At 51.0% G+C, this 18,933-nt stretch carries 18 protein-coding genes; 14 read left to right on the top strand and 4 right to left on the bottom strand.

Translation table 11 applies throughout. The features are described from left to right. The first annotated feature begins 116 nt into the window (after positions 1 to 116). The 10 genes from MKY96_RS15775 to MKY96_RS15730 all read left to right on the top strand — a co-directional run bounded on the left by MKY96_RS15775 (position 117) and on the right by MKY96_RS15730 (position 10,856). Positions 117 to 656: an AAA family ATPase gene (locus MKY96_RS15775; protein WP_340941529.1), complete on the top strand. Its 540-nt coding sequence runs from the start codon at positions 117 to 119 to the stop codon at positions 654 to 656. A gap of 28 nt (positions 657 to 684) precedes the next feature. Beyond that, positions 685 to 1,122, top strand: coding sequence for a hypothetical protein (locus tag MKY96_RS15770; RefSeq protein WP_340941527.1), 438 nt, complete (start codon positions 685 to 687; stop codon positions 1,120 to 1,122). A gap of 15 nt (positions 1,123 to 1,137) precedes the next feature. Then, positions 1,138 to 1,581: a GNAT family N-acetyltransferase gene (locus MKY96_RS15765; protein WP_340941525.1), complete on the top strand. Its 444-nt coding sequence runs from the start codon at positions 1,138 to 1,140 to the stop codon at positions 1,579 to 1,581. 516 nt (positions 1,582 to 2,097) lie between these two features. Beyond that, complete coding sequence (locus tag MKY96_RS15760) at positions 2,098 to 3,771, top strand: response regulator transcription factor (protein ID WP_340941523.1); 1,674 nt, start codon at positions 2,098 to 2,100, stop codon at positions 3,769 to 3,771. 5 nt (positions 3,772 to 3,776) lie between these two features. Next, positions 3,777 to 5,552 (top strand): sensor histidine kinase, encoded by a 1,776-nt coding sequence (locus tag MKY96_RS15755; RefSeq protein WP_340941522.1) that lies wholly within the window; start codon positions 3,777 to 3,779, stop codon positions 5,550 to 5,552. Positions 5,553 to 5,746: 194 nt separating this feature from the next. Then, positions 5,747 to 7,075 carry an ABC transporter substrate-binding protein gene (locus tag MKY96_RS15750; protein ID WP_340941521.1) on the top strand — a complete coding sequence of 443 codons (1,329 nt, stop codon included), beginning with the start codon at positions 5,747 to 5,749 and terminating at the stop codon, positions 7,073 to 7,075. 108 nt (positions 7,076 to 7,183) lie between these two features. After that, a complete protein-coding gene (locus MKY96_RS15745; RefSeq protein ID WP_340941520.1) occupies positions 7,184 to 8,080 on the top strand; it encodes a carbohydrate ABC transporter permease in 897 nt (298 codons plus the stop codon). Then, positions 8,073 to 8,897, top strand: a complete 825-nt coding sequence (locus tag MKY96_RS15740) for a carbohydrate ABC transporter permease (protein ID WP_340941519.1) — start codon at positions 8,073 to 8,075, stop codon at positions 8,895 to 8,897. The genes MKY96_RS15745 and MKY96_RS15740 overlap by 8 nt, the downstream gene beginning before the upstream one ends. 338 nt (positions 8,898 to 9,235) lie before the next feature. After that, positions 9,236 to 9,538 (top strand): ArsR/SmtB family transcription factor, encoded by a 303-nt coding sequence (locus MKY96_RS15735; protein ID WP_340754230.1) that lies wholly within the window; start codon positions 9,236 to 9,238, stop codon positions 9,536 to 9,538. Between the two features lie 148 nt (positions 9,539 to 9,686). Next, a complete protein-coding gene (locus tag MKY96_RS15730) occupies positions 9,687 to 10,856 on the top strand; it encodes an MFS transporter (RefSeq protein ID WP_340941518.1) in 1,170 nt (389 codons plus the stop codon). Positions 10,857 to 10,909: 53 nt separating this feature from the next. On the opposite strand, the gene MKY96_RS15725 is transcribed toward MKY96_RS15730, so the two are convergent. From MKY96_RS15725 to MKY96_RS15715, 3 genes are all read right to left on the bottom strand, one after another. Continuing rightward, entirely contained in the window at positions 10,910 to 11,815 is a 906-nt protein-coding gene (locus tag MKY96_RS15725; RefSeq protein ID WP_340941517.1) for an AraC family transcriptional regulator, read from the bottom strand. Between the two features lie 119 nt (positions 11,816 to 11,934). Further along, the gene (locus MKY96_RS15720; RefSeq protein ID WP_340944581.1) at positions 11,935 to 12,282 is read right to left on the bottom strand and encodes a nuclear transport factor 2 family protein; all 348 of its coding nucleotides are present in this window, start codon (positions 12,280 to 12,282) and stop codon (positions 11,935 to 11,937) included. Between the two features lie 78 nt (positions 12,283 to 12,360). Then, positions 12,361 to 12,687, bottom strand: coding sequence for a hypothetical protein (locus MKY96_RS15715; protein ID WP_340941515.1), 327 nt, complete (start codon positions 12,685 to 12,687; stop codon positions 12,361 to 12,363). Between the two features lie 228 nt (positions 12,688 to 12,915). Between MKY96_RS15715 and MKY96_RS15710 the strand changes: the two genes are divergently transcribed. The 3 genes from MKY96_RS15710 (at position 12,916) to MKY96_RS15700 (ending at position 15,527) form a co-directional block, all read left to right on the top strand. Next, entirely contained in the window at positions 12,916 to 13,743 is an 828-nt protein-coding gene (locus MKY96_RS15710) for a copper amine oxidase N-terminal domain-containing protein (protein ID WP_340754224.1), read from the top strand. Positions 13,744 to 13,778: 35 nt separating this feature from the next. Beyond that, positions 13,779 to 14,627 carry a DUF1835 domain-containing protein gene (locus tag MKY96_RS15705; protein WP_340941514.1) on the top strand — a complete coding sequence of 283 codons (849 nt, stop codon included), beginning with the start codon at positions 13,779 to 13,781 and terminating at the stop codon, positions 14,625 to 14,627. Positions 14,628 to 15,035: 408 nt separating this feature from the next. Beyond that, positions 15,036 to 15,527: a DinB family protein gene (locus MKY96_RS15700; RefSeq protein ID WP_340941513.1), complete on the top strand. Its 492-nt coding sequence runs from the start codon at positions 15,036 to 15,038 to the stop codon at positions 15,525 to 15,527. 60 nt (positions 15,528 to 15,587) lie between these two features. On the opposite strand, the gene MKY96_RS15695 is transcribed toward MKY96_RS15700, so the two are convergent. Beyond that, positions 15,588 to 17,264, bottom strand: coding sequence for an ABC transporter substrate-binding protein (locus MKY96_RS15695; protein WP_340941512.1), 1,677 nt, complete (start codon positions 17,262 to 17,264; stop codon positions 15,588 to 15,590). Positions 17,265 to 17,387: 123 nt separating this feature from the next. Here MKY96_RS15695 and MKY96_RS15690 point away from each other — a divergent pair, with 123 nt between their 5' ends. Beyond that, positions 17,388 to 18,926, top strand: a complete 1,539-nt coding sequence (locus MKY96_RS15690; RefSeq protein WP_340941511.1) for a DUF4153 domain-containing protein — start codon at positions 17,388 to 17,390, stop codon at positions 18,924 to 18,926. The last annotated feature ends 7 nt before the right edge of the window (positions 18,927 to 18,933 follow it).

Genomic DNA, 18,933 nt, shown 5'->3' with positions numbered 1-18,933 from the left:
ACAAGCTGCAGCCTGGGGCTGCGGCTTTGTTTGCGTGGTCCATTTGCTTTATATATAAGGGGTGGCATGGTAAAATATACAAATGGATACAATGATTCTTTCATACAGGAGGGCCTATGTACCGCAAAATTCATATTATGGGAGCTTCCGGGGCGGGAACGACAACCTTGGGCAAGGCGCTGGCGGCGAGGCTTCCGCATGTACATCTGGATAGTGACGACTACTATTGGGAACAGAAATACAGCATTAAGAGCGATGTTGCCGCACGTCTGAGCAGACTGGAGATGGACCTCAAGCGGCATGAGCCGTGGATTCTGTCCGGTGCGCTCTGCGGCTGGGGTGATCCGCTGCGCGACATCTTTGACCTGGTGATTTTCCTGTGGATTCCAGAGGAGCTTCGTCTGGAACGGCTGCGGGCGCGGGAGTATGAACGTTACGGAGATGAGGGTCTGCCGGGCGGAGATAAATATGAGGATGTTGAGAGCTTCATAGACTGGGCAGCGCAGTACGATACGGGCGGAATGGAGGTCCGCAGCCGCATGCTGCATGAGGAGTGGATGGCCGGACTAAGCGGTGATCTGCTGCGGCTGGAAGAGGATCTTACGGTGGAGGAGCGGGTGGAGGCAGTACTGCAATACATGTCCCGTTCACGCTAATTCAATCTATGGGAAAAGGGGGCTGACCATGAGGAAGATACTGCGTGCGCTGCTGCTTCCGGCAATTCTGCTACTGCTGCTGACGTCCTGCAATACGGAAACGACCTATTTCAACTATACCTTCAAAGGCGAAGGAGACACCTGGTCGGGCGTCTATAAACAGGAGGCCAGCCAGAAGCTGATTACCAAACGGGATAAAGTAACGAGTGAAAACTCCAAACAATATACCTTCGATTTGAAATACAAGGGTGAGCAGTCTGATCTCGAAAAGATTAAACAGATGAAATATACTTACAAAGGCAAAGGAAGCGGCGGTAGCCAAAATATCGAGGCCCCAGTTCATGCAGGAATGCTAAAAATGGGCGGTTCTGGAACTGGCACTATAGAGAAAGAGGACTCCGTCATTAAAGTCACTGTCGAGTGGGACGGGAAGATTGAGGAGTTTGAGCTCAAGAATGAGAAGTAGGGGGCATAACAAGCCATGGTAACCATCGAACAAATCGAACTCGCATCACTGGAAGCATTGAACACACTCTACGATGAATTAATGGGCGGACGGGCGGACCCGGTGAAGCTGGAGAATGCTTTTCGGACTATCCGGGAGGATGATCGATATGTGCTGCTGGGTGCTTTTGTAGACGGGGAATTGTTAGGCTCATTGATGGGGATCGTCTGCCAGGACCTGGTGGGCGATTGCCGCCCGTTCATGGTGATTGAGAATGTGGTCGTGTCTTCACTCGCACGGCGGCAGGGGCTTGGCAAAAAGCTGATGACTGCCATCGAAGCTATTGCGCATGAACGGGACTGTTACTATATCATTTTCGTGTCCGGGGAGAAGCGGAAGGAAGCGCATATTTTCTATGAGGCGATGGGGTATAGGGAGGAGAAGGTTGAGGGATACCGCAAGCATCTCAGCTCGCATTAGGGTGGCATAGAGGACATAAAAGTTTGCAGAAACTGAAAATTGCCCCGGCATATTTAGCCTGAAATAGCAGTGTCCGTACGAATGGCATTGTTATGGAAGCCAAATTGAGGGCCATCATCTTCGATGATTGTATTATGTACAATCAAAAAGGTGGAAAACCCTAGCTTTTTCGCCACCGATTGTACTTCATACATTAGATTTTCGGATATTTGCCTGAAATGGACCCTTTTAAGAAATTCTATTGCAGCAAATACATTAGAATGCGTTTTGGAGCGCTTTTTTTTCGATTCTACTGTACATAATGCAATTACCTGGCGGGGGATCTAAGAATAACGGAGATTGGGATGCTCCTTCGTATACACTGGACAACATACTTTTTACTAAAATTGCACAACCAAGAGCAGGGAATGTCTCCCTGCTCTTATTTTTAGTTTGACCATCCCATTGAGAGCGCTTTATAATCCGTTCATAGTGGCTAGGGCCAGAGGTCAAGACTAGAGAAGGCGGGGGAGAATCATGAATCCAATATGTAAGGTGCTGATTGTGGACGATGAAATCCTGGTCCGGCAAGGGATTAAATATGTGCTGGACTGGGAACAGGAAGGATTTCAGATCGTGGGTGAAGCGGCCAACGGACGGGAAGCATTGAATTTGCTGCAGACCTTGCAGCCGCATATCATCATTACGGATATTGTCATGCCGGTGATGGATGGCGAGGAGTTAACCCGGCTGGTGAAGCGCGATTATCCGGCTACCGAGGTGATTGTGTTAAGCAGCTTCAGCGAGTTCCATTATGTGCGCTCGACGTTCCAGCATGGGGTGGCGGACTATATTCTGAAGCCGAAGCTGGAAGCCGGAGCCTTATTGCAGGTGTTAAAAAAGACCCGGGAACGCATCCCGGAACTGAGTGCCGCCGCAGCATCCATGGAGGAAGCAGAAACCCGGCAGCCGCTGGATACCCTGCTCGGCCGGATGCTATCCGGTTACCGGCTGCCGCCGGAGAGCGAAGCGGAGGTGAAGCGGCAGCTGCCGTATAAGGGCTTCGCGCTGCTGGGCTGGGAGACGCTACAGCCGGTACCGGGCGGCGAAGCCCTTAACCGTAGCTCCGGTAACGCTGCCATGAACAATAGCGCCCTTAGCCTTAGCGGCAATCATGCGGCCATAAGCAGCAGCGCCCGCACTGCATATGAGACGGCATCTGTCACCGTCACCACCGCAATTACCGGAGAACTGGACCGGAGAGTTCCGCGACTTAAGCAGTGCGTCCTTCCAGGCGCAGAGCCTTCGGGCACTACATTCATGCTGATTAATCTGGAGGAAGCCCATTGGCCGCAGCTGCTGGAGGCTGTACACCAGTTAGCCGATACGCTGGCTGGGCAAGAAACGGAAATACGGCTGACGCTCAGCCGGAGATTCAGCTCGCTCAGCGAGCTGGCGGCCATCCAGCAGGAGAGTAATGAGCGACTACAGCAGTGCCGGTTTTTCCGGCCGGAGCAGATCCTGCTCAACCAGCTGGAACGTCCAGATCAGGAGGCCCCGCTGCCCAAGTTCAATCTGACGCAGTTCACAGAACAGCTGAAGCGGCAGCAGTTGGCGCAAGCATTTGGTGACCTGCATCAGCATCTGGGTGCGCTCAGCCGCCAGGATGACGGTGATGTGTATCAGTTCAAGTCCTTCCTCGGCAATATCATCTTCAATATTACGAATCAGTTCAGCCATCTGCAGGAGCTGGAGGAGGGGAAATACGGCCTGTTCCGGGCTATCGATGAAGCGGGCACGGCCGAGCAGGCCATGCAAATCCTGGATGAATTCCTGAGCCGGATCATGGAGCTGACTTCATCAGCATCGCCTGCACCGGGCGGCAATGCCAATATGGCGAAGCTGCTTCAGTACATAGAGGAGCATTATGCTGAGCAGTTAACCCTTACGGAGCTGGCCCGTCATTTTCATTTCAACCCATCGTATCTGTCGAGCCTGTTCACGACCTACAATCACGAGGGCTTCAAGGAGCATCTTAACACAGTCCGTACGGGCAAGGCGGCAGAGCTGCTGCGGGCCGGGGAGGCACCCATAGCGGAGATTAGCAGTATGGTCGGATACGGGGATCACAGCTATTTTTGCAAAGTGTTCAAGAAGTATTACGGCTTGTCCCCGAGCGGCTACCGGCGTCAGCATTACGGGCAGGAGTAGAGCGTATGCGCAGATACTGGGAGCGGTTCAAATTTCACAGCCTATTCATCAAAATCTTCATCGTGATGCTGATCAGCATCATCGCCGTAGCCATCGCTTCCTCCTGGACGACCGTCCGCATGTCGGAGAAGCTGTTCATGAATACGTTCAGCATTACGAATTCCAAGGTGATCAGCCAGATTAAGGCGAGCTTTGAAGCTTTTCATTACTCGATCGTTACGGCCACCAACAATACCCAGCTAAGCGGCACGATCCGTTCCTTCCTGTCTGAGGAGGACTCGGATTCCGTGCGGATGCTGCGGACCTATTACAACATGACCACACAGATGAAGAAGATTCAGTCCACACTCGATGCCTATCAGGTCGGGGTCAAAATCATGGGCAAAAACGGCCGCAGCTACTCCACCAACACGAACAATCTGCTGATGAGTGACCGGGAGCTGCAGGAGCACGAGCTGACACGGAATACGCTGGCCGAGCCGAAACGGCTGATGTACCAGTTCTATGAGGAGACGATGCCGGATTCGGCGCAGAAGGAAGCGGTGATTGTAGGCAGCAAAGCGCTGATGGACCGGACAACCGGCGATATTTACGGGACGCTTTTTTTCACCATTCATGAAAAGGATTTCCGCTCCTTCTACGGAAGCTTTGTCAGTACCGGGAACGATGTGGTGATCCTGAATAAGCAGGGGGTGATTGTGTCCAGCAACCGCAGTGATCTGATGGGCCAGCAGGCGGGGGATCTGTTGCAGGGGGCGAAGGAGATTGACGAGCAGCAGCTTGCTTACCAGAACACCGATTTCCAGGGCACCGATTCGATTCTGATTGCGGATTACCTGCCGTCTTATGACTTCTATATTGTGAACCTGATCGATAAGCAGACGGCCCTCGGCCAGATGGTCAACGGTAAAATGGTCGTGCTGTTCTGCTCAGTTATCGTGGCTGTGGCCCTGATCGTGGTGTTCCTGATCTTCAGAAGGCTGACCCGGTCGCTCACGCTGCTTACCCGGCAGATGTCCAAGATCACCGAGCGTAACTTCCACAATTACATTACGGTTACGGGGAGCTTTGAATTTCAGGAGCTGGGGCATGCCTATAACTATATGCTGGACGAGCTGAATGAATATGTCGAGAAGCTGGTGGAGACGCAGCAGGAGCAGCGGAATGCCGAGCTTGCGGCGTTGCAGCATCAGATTAACCCGCATTTTCTGTATAATACGCTGGCCTCGGTGAAATTTCTGGTGCAGCAGGGCAGTCAGGAGAAGGCGGTGCATACAATTCATGCCCTGATCTCGATGCTGCAGAATGCGCTAAGCAATGTCAGTGAGACCATTACGGTGACGCAGGAGCTGGAGAATCTGAAGTCTTATGTGTTCATCAATCATGTGCGGTACGGCGAACAGATCCGGGTGAATTTCTTCGTCTCCCCGGATTGTATGGACTGTCATCTGCCGAAGCTGATTATTCAGCCGTTCATTGAGAATGCCTTCTTCCATGCGTTTACGCGCAAAAGCGGCGGATATATCCATATCCTCATCTCTCAGGATGCCGGTTCTCTGCTCTGCGAGGTGGTGGACAACGGGGACGGAATGGATACCGGAGCGGCTGATCTGCCTATGTCCGGCCTTGCGGAAAAGCGCCAGCTGTTCACCGGAATCGGTATCCGCAATGTGCATGACCGGCTGGTGCTGATGTACGGCGAAGAATATGGAGTCACCATAAAGAGTGCGCCGGGGGAGGGGACTGCCATCCGAATCCGCCTGCCGCTGATGAAGAAGTGAGATTATTACCATTTTCCAAAAAAAGAACAAATACCAAACAAGGTAACGCTTACAATCAGGCGATAAAATGACCAATCCCCATAAAGTAAGTTCTAACGGGTCGCCCGGAGCGGGTGATAAGATTACTTATGTAATAAATAAGCGCTTACATTCAAGCGATATACCGAAAAGCGCATCAAAGGGGAGGCTTACCAATGAAAAAAGGCTTTGCGTTAGTCCTGATTTGCCTGCTGCTGCTTACGGCCTGCAGCTCGAACTCCGGGTCCAAGAATTCCGGCAACACTGCTGCGGACACGGGAAAGACAGAGAATACAACAGCTACAGAGCCTGCACAGGCGAAGGAAATTACGATTTGGGCTTGGGACCCTGCATTCAACATCGCCGCGCTGGAAGTGGCCAAAGCAGAATATGCCAAGACGAATCCTGACGTGAAAATTAACATTGTGGAATATGCACAAGCGGATATTATCCAGAAGCTGAACACGGGGCTGAATTCCGGAACCACCAAGGGCCTGCCGAACATCGTGCTGATTGAGGATTACCGTTCCCAGAGCTTCCTGCAATCGTATAAGGATTCCTTCTACGATCTGAGCAGCTCGATCAAGGGCACCGACTTCGCGGATTACAAAAGCGGACCGACCAGCCTGGACGGCAAGCAGTATGGGATTCCTTTTGACTCCGGCGTGACCGGCCTCTATCTTAGAACCGACTATCTGGAGCAGGCAGGCTACAAGCTGGCCGATCTGCAGGATATCGACTGGAAGCAATATATTGAAATCGGCAAAGCGGTGAAAGAGAAGACCGGCAAAGCGCTGATTACCCTGGACCCGAACGACCTCGGCCTGATCCGGGTGATGATTCAATCCGCAGGCGAGTGGTACCTGAAGGAAGATGGCAAGACGCCGAATATCGCGGGAAATGCACCGCTTAAGGAAGCTTTTGAAACCTATAAGGAGCTGACCGAATCGAACGTAGCCAAGGTGCATGCAGACTGGAGCCAGTTCGTAGCCGCCTTGAACAGCGGTGATGTAGCCTCCGTGCCGACAGGCAACTGGATCACCCCTTCGATTACGGCTGAAGCGTCACAATCCGGCAAGTGGGGCATTGCACCGCTTCCGAAGCTGACGGTGAACAAATCCGTTCATGCCTCGAACCTGGGCGGAAGCTCCTGGTATGTTATGAATGTGGATGGTAAGGAGACGGCAGCGGACTTCATGGCGAAGACCTTCGGCTCGAATGTGGAAATGTACCAGAAGCTGCTGACGGATATCGGTGTCATCGGGACCTTCAAAGCGGCTGCGGGCGGAGAAGCATACAGCCAGGCCAATGAATTCTTCAGCGGCCAGAAGATTGTATCGGATTTCGCCGCCTGGACGGAGCAGATCCCAAGCGTCAATTACGGAATCAACACGTATGCGATTGAAGACATCCTGATTGTAGAGATGCAGAATTATCTGAACGGCAAGGATATTGACAGCGTGCTGAGCGATGCCCAGGCCCAGGCCGAGTCACAGATTAAATAGTTAGCTCTTATATAGTGACCTTGGGCGTGGCCAGCAGCTTCCGGGAGTTCAGGAGGCGGGCGGCGTCCGGGGTTTATTTTATAATATTCAGGAAAGGACTGGGCAGCTGTGCATCAAACCAATTCCAAACTAAGATTCCGCACCAAAAGCGTGTTGACCGGATGGTCCTTCGTCCTGCTTGCGGTCATTCTGATCTTCGTCTTCTATTTCTATCCGATGCTTCAGGCACTTATTCTGTCGTTCCAGACGGGAACGGGCAGCAATCTTACCTTCACCGGCTTCGATAACTATTCACGGCTTCTGTCTGACAAGACATTCATAGTATCGGTTAAGAACACCTTCATCTATCTGCTGGTTCAAGTGCCGCTGATGATCATCCTTGCGCTGTTTATCTCGGTGCTGCTGAATGACAGCAAGCTGAGATTCAAGGGGTTTTTCCGGACGGCGATCTTCCTGCCCTGTGTCACTTCACTGGTTGCGTATTCTGTGGTATTCAAGTATTTGTTCTCCGGCAATGGCCTGGTGAATACGATGCTGCTGAAGCTCCATCTGGTCAGTGCCCCGATTGAATGGATCACCGATCCGTTCTGGGCCAAAATCACCATTATCATAGCGATCACTTGGCGCTGGACGGGTTACAATATGATTTTTTACCTGTCGGCCCTGCAAAATATCGATCACTCCATCTACGAGGCCGCCCGGATTGACGGAGCATCGTCTACCCGCCAGTTCTTCGGAATTACGGTCCCGCTGCTGAAGCCGATCATCCTGTTCACCTCGATTACTTCAACCATCGGGACGCTGCAATTGTTCGACGAGGTCATGAATATTACAAAGGGCGGTCCGGGCAACGCGACCCAGACGATCTCCCAGTACATCTACAATTTGTCGTTCAAATATGCAGCAGACTTCGGCTATGCAGCCACCGTATCGTATTCGATTGTCATTATGATCGCGCTGCTGTCGGTCATCCAGTTCAAAGTGGCAGGTGATAAGAATGGCTAAAAGTAAACGGTTCTTCATGTATCTGTTCCTGAGCATCGCGGCCATTGTCTCAATCTTTCCATTCCTGTGGATGGTCGTCAGCTCGACGAACCAGTCGGTGGATGTCACCCGCGGGCGTCTGCTGCCAGGCACCCATCTGCTGGAGAATCTGCGCAAGCTGCTGGACACCACGGACCTGCAGGTATCCCTGATGAATTCAGCGAAAATCTCCATAACCACCACGCTGCTGGCGCTGCTGATTGCCTCGCTGGCCGGCTACGGCTTCGAGGTGTTCCGCAGCCGCTCGAAGGACATAGTCTTCAACATTCTGCTGCTGTCGATGATGATTCCGTTCGCCGCGCTGATGATTCCGCTCTACCGGATGTTCGGCCAGATCTCGAACGTCTTTCCGTGGATGGGTATCGATACGATGACCTCGGTCATTCTGCCTACCGTGACCACTGCGTTCCTGATCTTCTTTTTCCGGCAGAGCACCAAAATGTTCCCGAAGGAGCTGCTGGAGGCCGGCCGGATGGATGGGCTCAGCGAGCTGGGCATCTTCCTGCGCATCTACCTGCCAACCATGAAGACGACTTACGCTGCCGGAGCGATCATTACGTTCATGTCGAGCTGGAACAACTATCTCTGGCCGCTGATCGTATTGCAGACGCCGCAGACCAAGACCATGCCGCTGCTCATATCGACCCTCGGCTCAGGCTACGCCCCGGACTATGGCATGATTATGATAGCGATCGTAATCGGCACGATCCCTACTGCGCTGGTATTCTTCGTGATGCAGAAGCATTTTGTGGCGGGGATGATTGGGTCGGTGAAGTAAGGTGAACAGGAGCTATTTTGAGTTTGGGAGTAGTCGTGGCTCCGGGGATTGTTTGGACTTTCGGCCGCTGTTGTCTCCAGATTTCTTGATTCAAGCCGCTTCCAGCGGTTGAAATCCGGAGACAAAGGCGGACGCATTCGCTCCTACAGTTCCAAACATCCCCTCCGCCACTCCTCCCAAATAGGAGAGAAGCTCAAGTTCACTTGCTGTGGGGGGAGGGCAGGGGGAAAGATAAAGGCAAAGAGAAAAGCAAAAGCAAGGGGGGCTTAAAATCCCTAAAGGAAAACCAATATGTCTCCCGTATTGACATATCGCAAATCATCGATATAATAAAAATTATGAATCCCATTGATGTATTTAAGGCTCTGTCGAATGAATCCAGGTTACAGATCTTACAATGGCTCAAAGAGCCATACGTTCATTTCAAACCCCATGAAGGAGTAGATATGGAAGAGATCGGGGTTTGTGTAAGTCAAATAACCGACAAGCTGAACATGACTCAGTCCACGGCTTCTCAATATCTTACGATGTTGCAGCGGGCAGGGCTGATCACCACAAAACGTATAGGCAAATTTACGTATTATCAGAGAGACGAGGAAGCCATACGTCAGTTAGCACAGTATACGATGACAGATATGTAAGAGAGATAACACTGAGTTCTTTACCAGGAATTCGGCGTTATCTTGGCATTATGTATCGACAATTCGCGATATGTCATTTTAGATTATCATATCGATAATTCGTGAATTGTATGTACAATAAACAAAATCAAAGGAGCTGTATCATTTTATGTCGCTGAGCTGGAAGGTGTATATTTTAGCCATTGTTAGCTTTTTGGTCGGGACGTCCGAGTATATTCTGTCTGGTATTTTAGATAAGGTATCCCTTTCTCTTGGTGTTTCAGTTGCTGCCGCCGGGCAATTAATTACGATTTTTTCGCTAGTCTACGCTATATTCACACCAATTCTTATGGCTGTAACCGCAGGTATAGACAGACGGAAATTAATCATGACGGGTCTAAGTTTGTTTGTGGTATCTAACATTCTCGCTGTTCTTTTGCCCGGGTATGGATTGTTTGTAATTGCCCGCATCATTATGGCCATAGGCGCAGGGGTAGTGGTTGTTACCGCCTTAAACATTGCAGCGAAAATTGCCCCAGAGGGTAAACAAGCAAGCGCGATTGCAACAGTCGTAATGGGCTTTACAGCATCCTTAATTATTGGCGTACCTCTAGGGCGCATTGCAGCGGATACGCTTGGCTGGAAATCTGTGTTCGGGGGTATTGCCCTTTTAGGGATTATCGCAATGATTATACTTTCTTTCGCCATCCCGCGTGTTAAGGGAGATGAACCTATCCCATTACGGCAACAATTACGTTTGCTACAAAAGCCTAAGGTCGCATTGGGACTCGCGATTACCTTCTTCTGGCTTGGCGGATATTCGGTAGCATATACGTATCTTTCACCGTATTTGCTTGGAGTATCGGGCATAAGTGATAAATATCTCAGCGGAGCTCTGCTTATATTTGGTATAGCCAGCATGATAGGCTCCAAAATCGGTGGCTTCAGCACGGACCGGTGGGGGGTTAACCGAACCTTATTCAGCGGATTGATACTCCATATTGTAATGCTGATCCTATTGTCTTTAGTAACGAATACACTCATTGGTGTGATGGTTGTGCTATTGTTGTGGTCCTTCTCTGCATGGTCCTCTGGTCCGACGCAGCAATATCATTTAACGACAATTGAACCCGAAGCGTCAGGTGTTATGCTTGGTCTTAATCAGTCGATGATGCAGCTTGCTATGGCAGCGGGTGCTGGTATAGGCGGGGTAGCTATTGAAGCAGTCTCGCTTGCATCGATTACATGGATTGGTGCTGTTGGAGTTGCGATTGCTATAATCGCTACGCTCATTTTATATAGAATGAATTCTAAATCAGAGATGAGTGTTCAACATTAAGTTCTGACCAAAAGCGCGGTGAGCGGACATTCCGGACACCACGCTTTTCCATACTATTCCCCGACTCTATACCATAGCTCGCAATATTCAGTGCCATCTGCGCTTGTACCATACATCTCGAAATTGCCGCCATCTAGAATCGTATAAGTTGAGGTTGGCAGCCATTCTGAGAAGATTCGATTCTTCAAAGACCGCAAGTCATACTTTCCGCTGCCGTTCCCATCATGGAGTGTTGAGAATACGGCCCATGTAGATGCGGGAACATCAACAACAGTGTATCCGTTCACCTGGCTGCCTGGCGCTCTGTAGCACCCGATTAGATAAGGGAAGGTCGAGTTGCTTGTGAAGGTGTAAGCATCGAATGCAAAGACTGCTCCAAGTTCCTTGCTGAAATTGCCTTCGTCTCTCCAAGCCCCGCTTACCGATTGGGCTAAACGTTCGAACTCACCATTCTTGCAGATATTTTGCCAAACCTCCGGGATCGTTACGCCCGCTTCATTCGCAATAGTGTCGTACTGGTAGATATCCTCCAGTCCATACACTTGAAAAGCATCCCGTTTCTCCATCCGGTAATTCATTCCGGTCACTCCCTTTAAGATGATTTGAAAGGAGATGCGCGGATAGGCTCTTAACTCACTTCCGGCATTGCGCGCTAATGTAGGCGTCATTCCATGCAGATTGTGAAATGCCCGGGAGAAGGCTTCCGGTGATTCATATCTGTACTTCAAGGCTATGTTCATCACAGTGTTCTGCCTGTTCTTCAAATCGAATGCAGCAAGCGTCAGTCTTCTGCGCCTGATATATTCGGATAACGGGACATCAAGTACAAATGAGAACATGCGTTGAAACTGGTAAACCGAACATAAGGCAATTTTAGCGATTTGATCGTAATCAATATCTTGTTCCAGGTTATCTTCAATATAACCGATCGCCCGATTCATTCGCTCCAGCCACTCCACGGCAATCCCTCCTTTCGTAAGATAGCATATCATCCGGTAGTTACCGTAGCCTGATTATCCATGCAGCATATTGTCAGGTTTACTTTGGGAATAGTCGAGGCTCCAGGGATCGTTTGGACTTATGCGGTTGGTGTTCCTTGATGAAACACCATTTTCCATTTCGAATGTTCATATTTCCATATGGAACTGCGCAAAGAATGCTGCTTTTTGTCTTCATTGAATATTTTATAAGTTGTTAAAATGATATTTTTAGATAATGGATGAACTTCAAAATCACTTAGTTGCATTCTGACAACACCTATGCCAATCACGTCTATCCCATCTTTTATACGCCAAACCTGCCCCGAGCTTCCAATTTCGAAGAAATCCTCTGCCAGCAAGTTAGAGAGTTTTGTAACTGATGTTCGGACCTCCGGTGTGAGTAACTTCTCTTCGAGTCTTAAAAGTTCCTTTTGGATCAGATTCATGGGTTTTGCTTCCACCGTGCATTCTCCTCCAGTTCGACACCATTTCCGATGCTCCACTTCATGAATAAATTAATATCCTTAGTATAATTCTCCTTCATCCCCTTGTACTTTGGCATTAAGTTCAATTGCAATCTCCCTTATCTTATCAATCACATTGCCTTCATCGGCTCCGGAAACTGTAAGTCTACCATTAGAATAATGAAAAGGAACCGTTACATCATCAACCTTCCATATAAAAAAATCACCACTTATTGATATTTGAAATGGACCAGATATTGTGAATGTATTCGAATACTCAAAATCATTTTTAGCCGAAAATATAGCCTTTAACTCGTCAAGTGAAATGGGGAACTCCGTGCTCTCTGTCCAATGACTTGCTCTTGTAATATGTATATCATAGCTCATAACACTAATCTCCTTTGCAATAACTTCATTTTAATTATAAATATATCAAGAAAGTATTCAAACGCCTTCTACATGTTCAAGCTGAGAAAGAGCATGTCACGAAAAGTACACTGCTTCCCTGGGAGGGTTGTTAAATTTTACTAGAGAGGCGCAACTGATGAGGGGATTTGGAGTAATAAGAAAGATGATAAAAATATATGAAATTGAGGGAAAGAGAGGATTTTTGGGATGAAGACAGGTAAAAAAGTGTGGACAGCCTTACTGGCTGCGGGATTGAGCTTCGCCATGTTGACGGGTGTGAATCCGGGGAAGGTAGAGGCGGCGGCTAAGAAATACCCTGCGCTTCTGAAAATCAACGATTATTATGTGCTCTATACAGCACCAAAGGCGCCATATGTGGATTCCAACTACCGGACGATGATCCCGCTTCGCTCCATTAGCGAGCTGATGGGGGCGAAGGTTAGCTATGATGCCAAGGCTAGAACGGCTGCCATCGAAAAGGATAGTGTAACGGTTAAGTTCACCATTGGTTCCAAATCTGTGTCGGTTAACGGGGTTGCCGGGTCGATGGATACGGTTCCGGTGATGGAGCAGAATTCAATGTTCATCCCGGTCAGTGTGCTGGCCGGACGTCTGGGCATTGTGAGCAAATGGGATCAGGCGAATCAACTATACACTCTGACGGGTGAAACCCTGATGCAGACGGATATCATCAAGCTTTCTTTAGAGGACAATGAGAACGGACCCTTCACTTCCCCACCGGGGAAGATCATTAGCAACGATGCGTTCCGGCCAGTTTCTTACACCTTTGACCCTGCAAAAGGCAGCTTCACGGTGAAGGCGAAGAATATAACAGGTAAGGATGTACCTGAAGGGGCGGCGGATGTTGCCGCGTATATACTTTATGATGAACTGATTCAATTGCCGCCGCAGGAACGGGAAAGACCGGCTGTGCGTAAGGATGGAACGATTGAGGTTACCGTTAAAACCGAAACACCGAGTACTCCAGCTTATTTACTTGTAAAAGGGCGCCTGCTCGACCGTTCCGGAAATTAATTTCAATTTCGATTTGGAAACAGAGGTGAATCAGGTTGAGGGATACTAATGTTCACCTCCTCTGCGGCGACTCCTTCGGGGGCAGCATGAAGCAGGCAATGAAAGGAGTGGGCTGGACGGATACGCATAAGCTGATTATCCTGCGGGAGAATTATGCTATAGGTCCGCTGGAGCAGTTGGATACGCCAGTAGGGAGGAAACTGCGCAGCGACTGGTTCCGCCAAAATATAACGGAAAACTATAATGTCTCATATGATTGTGAAGAAGAGTATACGGAGCTGCTGGACAATCTGGAGCAGATTCCCGAACAGGCCAAGGTTGTGATCTGGACCAGCGGCAATGCTTGCGAGCAGACTGCGCTGCGTCTAACCGCTCATCTGCTGGGGAACCGGCAGAATGAGCTCATAATGATTGATGCCTGCGCCATCTGTGAGGAGCTGTTCAACAGGCCGGATGCTTTCATTAACTACTGTCATTCCGGTGAGATTCCGTCAGACAAGCTCCGGGAAGCGCTTCTGCGAATTGATGAGGGCAGCAGGTTGAGTGCTGGCGATATCACGCGGGTGTCTCAGGATTGGCTGACGATTTCCGGGCAGTCCGGCGTCCTGCGAATCTGGCAAGAGGACGCCCTGCTGGAGGTGCCTGCCGATTATTATGACGGTTATCTGCTGGAGAAGCTGGATTCACTGACACCCCCGCCAGGAGAAGACGGGTTCCTGAAATCAGCACGGCTAGTTGGAGAGGCGATCGGATACTGTGAGCAATATGTCGGTGATACTTATTTCGAGCATAGGGTGAGGGAGTTGATCTACAGCGGGGTACTGGAGATCAAGGGCGTTCCCACAGCGATGAGATTCTATAGCATTCGGCGCAAGAAAGGGTAAGGTATATAGAAGCACTAAAGAATTTAACAAAAAGCAAAAGAATCTGAGAGAAAATTTTGAACTCTGGGGGCGATAGCACCCGCTATGTCACGGGATTTTCCGCTTTATAAGAAGCACTATAGCATTTAACAAAAAGCAAAAAGAAGCGGAGGGGAAATTTGGAACTGGAGGAGCGATAGCGTCCGCCTTTGTGTTTGGATTACCACCGCTAATAGCGGTTAAAATGAAGAAATTCAAACACAACAGCGGCCGGAGGGCCAAATGTTCACCGCAGCGACGACCAAGCTTGGAGTTCAGATCTTAAGTACATTTTATATAGCAGCGGTTTAATCAGCAACAGCGGCCAGCAGTCCAAATGTTCACCGCAGCGACGGTCAAGCTTTGAGTTCAAATCTAAGGAGGACAACCATGCAAACCTTATTTCGTTATAACTGGCAGGTCCGCGAGGAATGGTATCAATGGTGCGGGGAGCTGCCGGAAGAAGAACTGGTGAAGACACGCATCGGCGGAGTGGGCGGAATCCTGCAGACGCTGGTGCATATAGTGGATGTGGAATTAAGCTGGGTCCGGGATATGGAAGGGAAGCCGGATATCCGATTAGACTTCACGGAGTACAATACTTTGCAGAAAATCAGAGAGGTGGACGCACGCTTCAGGCCTGAGGTGGAGTCCTTCGTAGTGGCTTGGAATGAGGGATTGGAACGGAGGATTCTAAGGGAGGATAAGCCGGATGGGCAGGTTATCCAGCATAGATGGGGCGAAGTGATGCGCCATGTTGCCGCGCATGAGATTCATCACATCGGCCAGCTCTCCATCTGGTCAAGGGAACTCGGCCGGAAGCCAGTCTCGCCTAATCTGGTGGGCAGAGGTCTGGCTACGTACTTACCCGGTACAGAATAAAGGAGGCTGCGGGTCCTAAAATAGTCTGGCGGTGTAGCCTCCCGGCCTCCGACTTCGTATCTACAGCTCCGGCGGAAACCACAGATGGCGCAGATCGACCCAGCCCTGGCTGTTGAAGGTCACCCCGCGCACGGAGGGCAGATAGGCGGTCTCGGCAGGCCGTTCGTAGAGAATATGCAGCTGGTGGTCACGGGTTAGAGTATCTTCGATCACCCGGAAGCCTTCCGCCCGAACGGCGGCGTCAGGCTCCCGCGAGATCTGGCGCAGTCTGCCCTCAATGCCCGCACGGGTGCGTGGTTCGATATGCTGCGAGAGGGTCAGATACAGGTCGTACAGCCGGAGCTGCTCGTCCTGGTCGCGGAGCAGCGAGAAGACGATCAGGTCAGACTTCAGGCGGATCGGACCTTTGAATTCCTCCGGCGACACGGATAACACCTTGCAGGAATATCCATGCTGCGTTAGTCTTGCGGCGATGTATTCGGCATCCCCGGCGTACTGCGGGATCGTGGCAATCTGCAAGACTTCAGCCGGAGGCGCTGCGAAATGCCGGAAGGGCACTCTCGGAGCTTCATGCAGACAGGACAGCAGTTCGGCACGGAGAAGGGGATCGCTTAGCGGTCCCTTTTTCTTCGTGTTGCAGGTTACGAATTTGCGGACATAGGACTCAGAGTGGATTCTGCTTAGAGAGTCTGCGCCCGACGCTGACGGATTCGGGATGACATGGAAGGCAGAGCCGGTCTCTGAGGGCTCCCGGTCAAGGCTCCACGGGACATAGATGATCTCCACACGGTCCAGATGGGCCCGCCCCTGGAAGTAATAAGGGAACACCTCCAGCACACAGGTATCCTCATTCATCTCTACGACCTTGAACGGTCCGGTGCCCGCCGGCCTGCGTCCAAACAGATTCTCTCCAATAGACTCCAGATCGCGGGGCACAATCGCCGCCCGGCTGGTGCAGAGGAAGGGAAGGAAGAGCTCATTCGGCTTCTTCAGCAGTATGCGGACGGTAGAGGCATTCAAGGCCTGGACCTCCTGAATCTCCTTGACAATATAGCTGTACAGCATGCGCTGCGAGGTAGACATCATCCGTTCGAACGAGTAGACGACATCCTCGGCGGTCAATACCTTACCGTGATGGAACAAGACCTCCTTGCGCAGATGAAAAGTCCAGGCGGTCCGGCTCCCGTCTGTCTCCCAGGCATGGGCCAGGCCGGGGATCACCTTGCCGCGTTCACCGCTGCGGCCGACCAGCCCGTCAAAAACATGGCTGGAGACGAATGACTCCGCCAGCAGATTCATATAGAGCGGATCGAAGGTATGGAGCTGCTGGGTGACCGGCAGCCGCAGCGTATCGATCCGCTTGTCGCTGTGCACCTCGGCATGATGCCCGAAGTAAGCCAGCAGCCAGCCTTGCAGTGTGTCCTGCAGCGATGAGGTGCGGGCATGTCCGCGGATGCCCTCCAGCGCACTGCTGATATCCTTGCTGCTTATCGCCTGCTTCATGGATTCCAGGGCAATGTCCTCGGCCGCTGCGAGGAACACCAGCTTGGAGCGCCGCCCCCGCCCCCGGCTGGGGGTCCAGGTGATCCAGCCGAGATCGGCCATTTTGCGGATCACATGCAGTGCATTGCGGTGGGTGCAGCCAAGGGTCAAGGCCAGCTCGTCCAGGGTGACGGAGATCTCGGCCGGACCTCCATGCTGCGAATGCAGCTTCAGGAACTGACTGTGCAGCTTCATGTGGGGAATTCTCCTCCTGTCTAATCTATAAAATAGGAAATTAATAATATTATATTTCTCTTTTTCTTCTTATTTTATCAGCTAAAATCAGGATATGATAGTAAGAAGATGGGGGGATTTACCATGGACGAACAAACGGTATCCAAACCGGGGCTTGGGCGTGTAGCCTTATTGGCCGCATTTCTGCTTGCGATTGTGCATCAGTACCTGTTCTACGGCAAAATGCCGGGGATCTCTTACCCGATTTTTGTGGTCTTATTTTATGCTTTTATGCTCTATTTCGCCAAGGAGCGGCTGCGCAAGCAGAACGGGTTCAGCTATGTTTGGATGGCTTCCATTTTTCTGCTGTCCCTGACCTATATGCTGTTCGGCAACTGGTTTTTCTTTGCCCTTAATTTCGTTGTTATTCCGGTGCTCATTCTATTACATATGACGTATATGCTTAGTTACCGTAAGCCCGCCTGGAGCGGACTTGCGCTGATCGGCGCGGCGCTTGAGCATCTGTTCCCGCAAAGTCTGCGCAACTGGGCCACAGCATTGAGGCTGCTGCGCCGGGGCAAAGGCGGGATACCGAATGAACGCAAGCAGGTATTGATGCGGGTGCTGATCGGTCTGCTGATTTCCGTACCGCTGCTGCTGATTGTGATCTCGCTGCTCTCTACGGCGGACGGAGTGTTCAGTCAGCTGCTGGAAGCACTCCCGGGGATTTTTGACAATATTTCACTCGGGGACTGGATCTTCCGGGGCCTGTGGGTTCTGCTGCTCGGGCTGGGCATGTTCGGCTTCGTCTGGGGGTTCGTACAGAGTAAATCCTATATCCGCACTCCTCTGGTCAGTGAGTTTGATGCGATGGGACAGAAGCTGGAAGCGGCTGAAGCAGGGGAGGAGAGTATCGGTCTTGATGACCCGGTCATAATCACCACCGTGCTGACTGCAATCAATGCGGTATACATGCTGTTTGTGAGTGTCCAGTTCTCGTATCTGTTCGGAGCCTGGGATGGTATTCTGCCGGAGAACAGTACGTATGCGGACTATGCGCGGAGCGGTTTTCTGGAGCTGGTTCTGGTCACCTCCATTAACTTCGCGATCTTGCTGCTGTCCTTGCTGGCAGTGCGCAAAGCGGGTGGTATCCTGAAGCGGGTAATTCAGCTCCTGCTGTATATTCTGGTGTTATGCTCCATGGTCATGCTGTATTCTGCATACTCGCGGCTGACTCTGTATGAAGAGGCGTACGGTTACACCTACATCCGGTTCCTGGTGCATGCCTTCATGATCTTCCTCGGTTTGCTGCTGGTGCTGGCGGCCGTGCGGATTAGCCGGGAACCCTTCCCGCTTCTAAAAAGCTACATCGTGCTCGGTCTGCTCTCTTACGTGCTGATGAACTATATAGGGATGGATCATATCATTGCGAAGCAGAATATCCACCGTTACGAAGTAAGCGGGACGCTGGATGCCGGTTATCTGGCCGGTCTCTCCGCAGATGTGGTTCCAGAGCTGATCGAATTCAGCAAGCAGGAGAAGGGCATTCTGGACGAGGCGCTGCGCAGCAGACTGTCTGAACGGGCTCAGCCTAAGCAGAGCTGGACATCGTTCAATCTGGCGAATCACCGGGAGCATAGAGCGCTTGAGGAGTATTTTGCCGGAGAGGTAACGCAAAAATAGCTTCTGT

Origin of the sequence: Paenibacillus sp. FSL R7-0302 (genome assembly GCF_038006885.1) — a bacterium.
Lineage (GTDB): Bacteria > Bacillota > Bacilli > Paenibacillales > Paenibacillaceae > Paenibacillus_AQ.
This window is presented reverse-complemented; position numbering and strand designations above follow the sequence as displayed.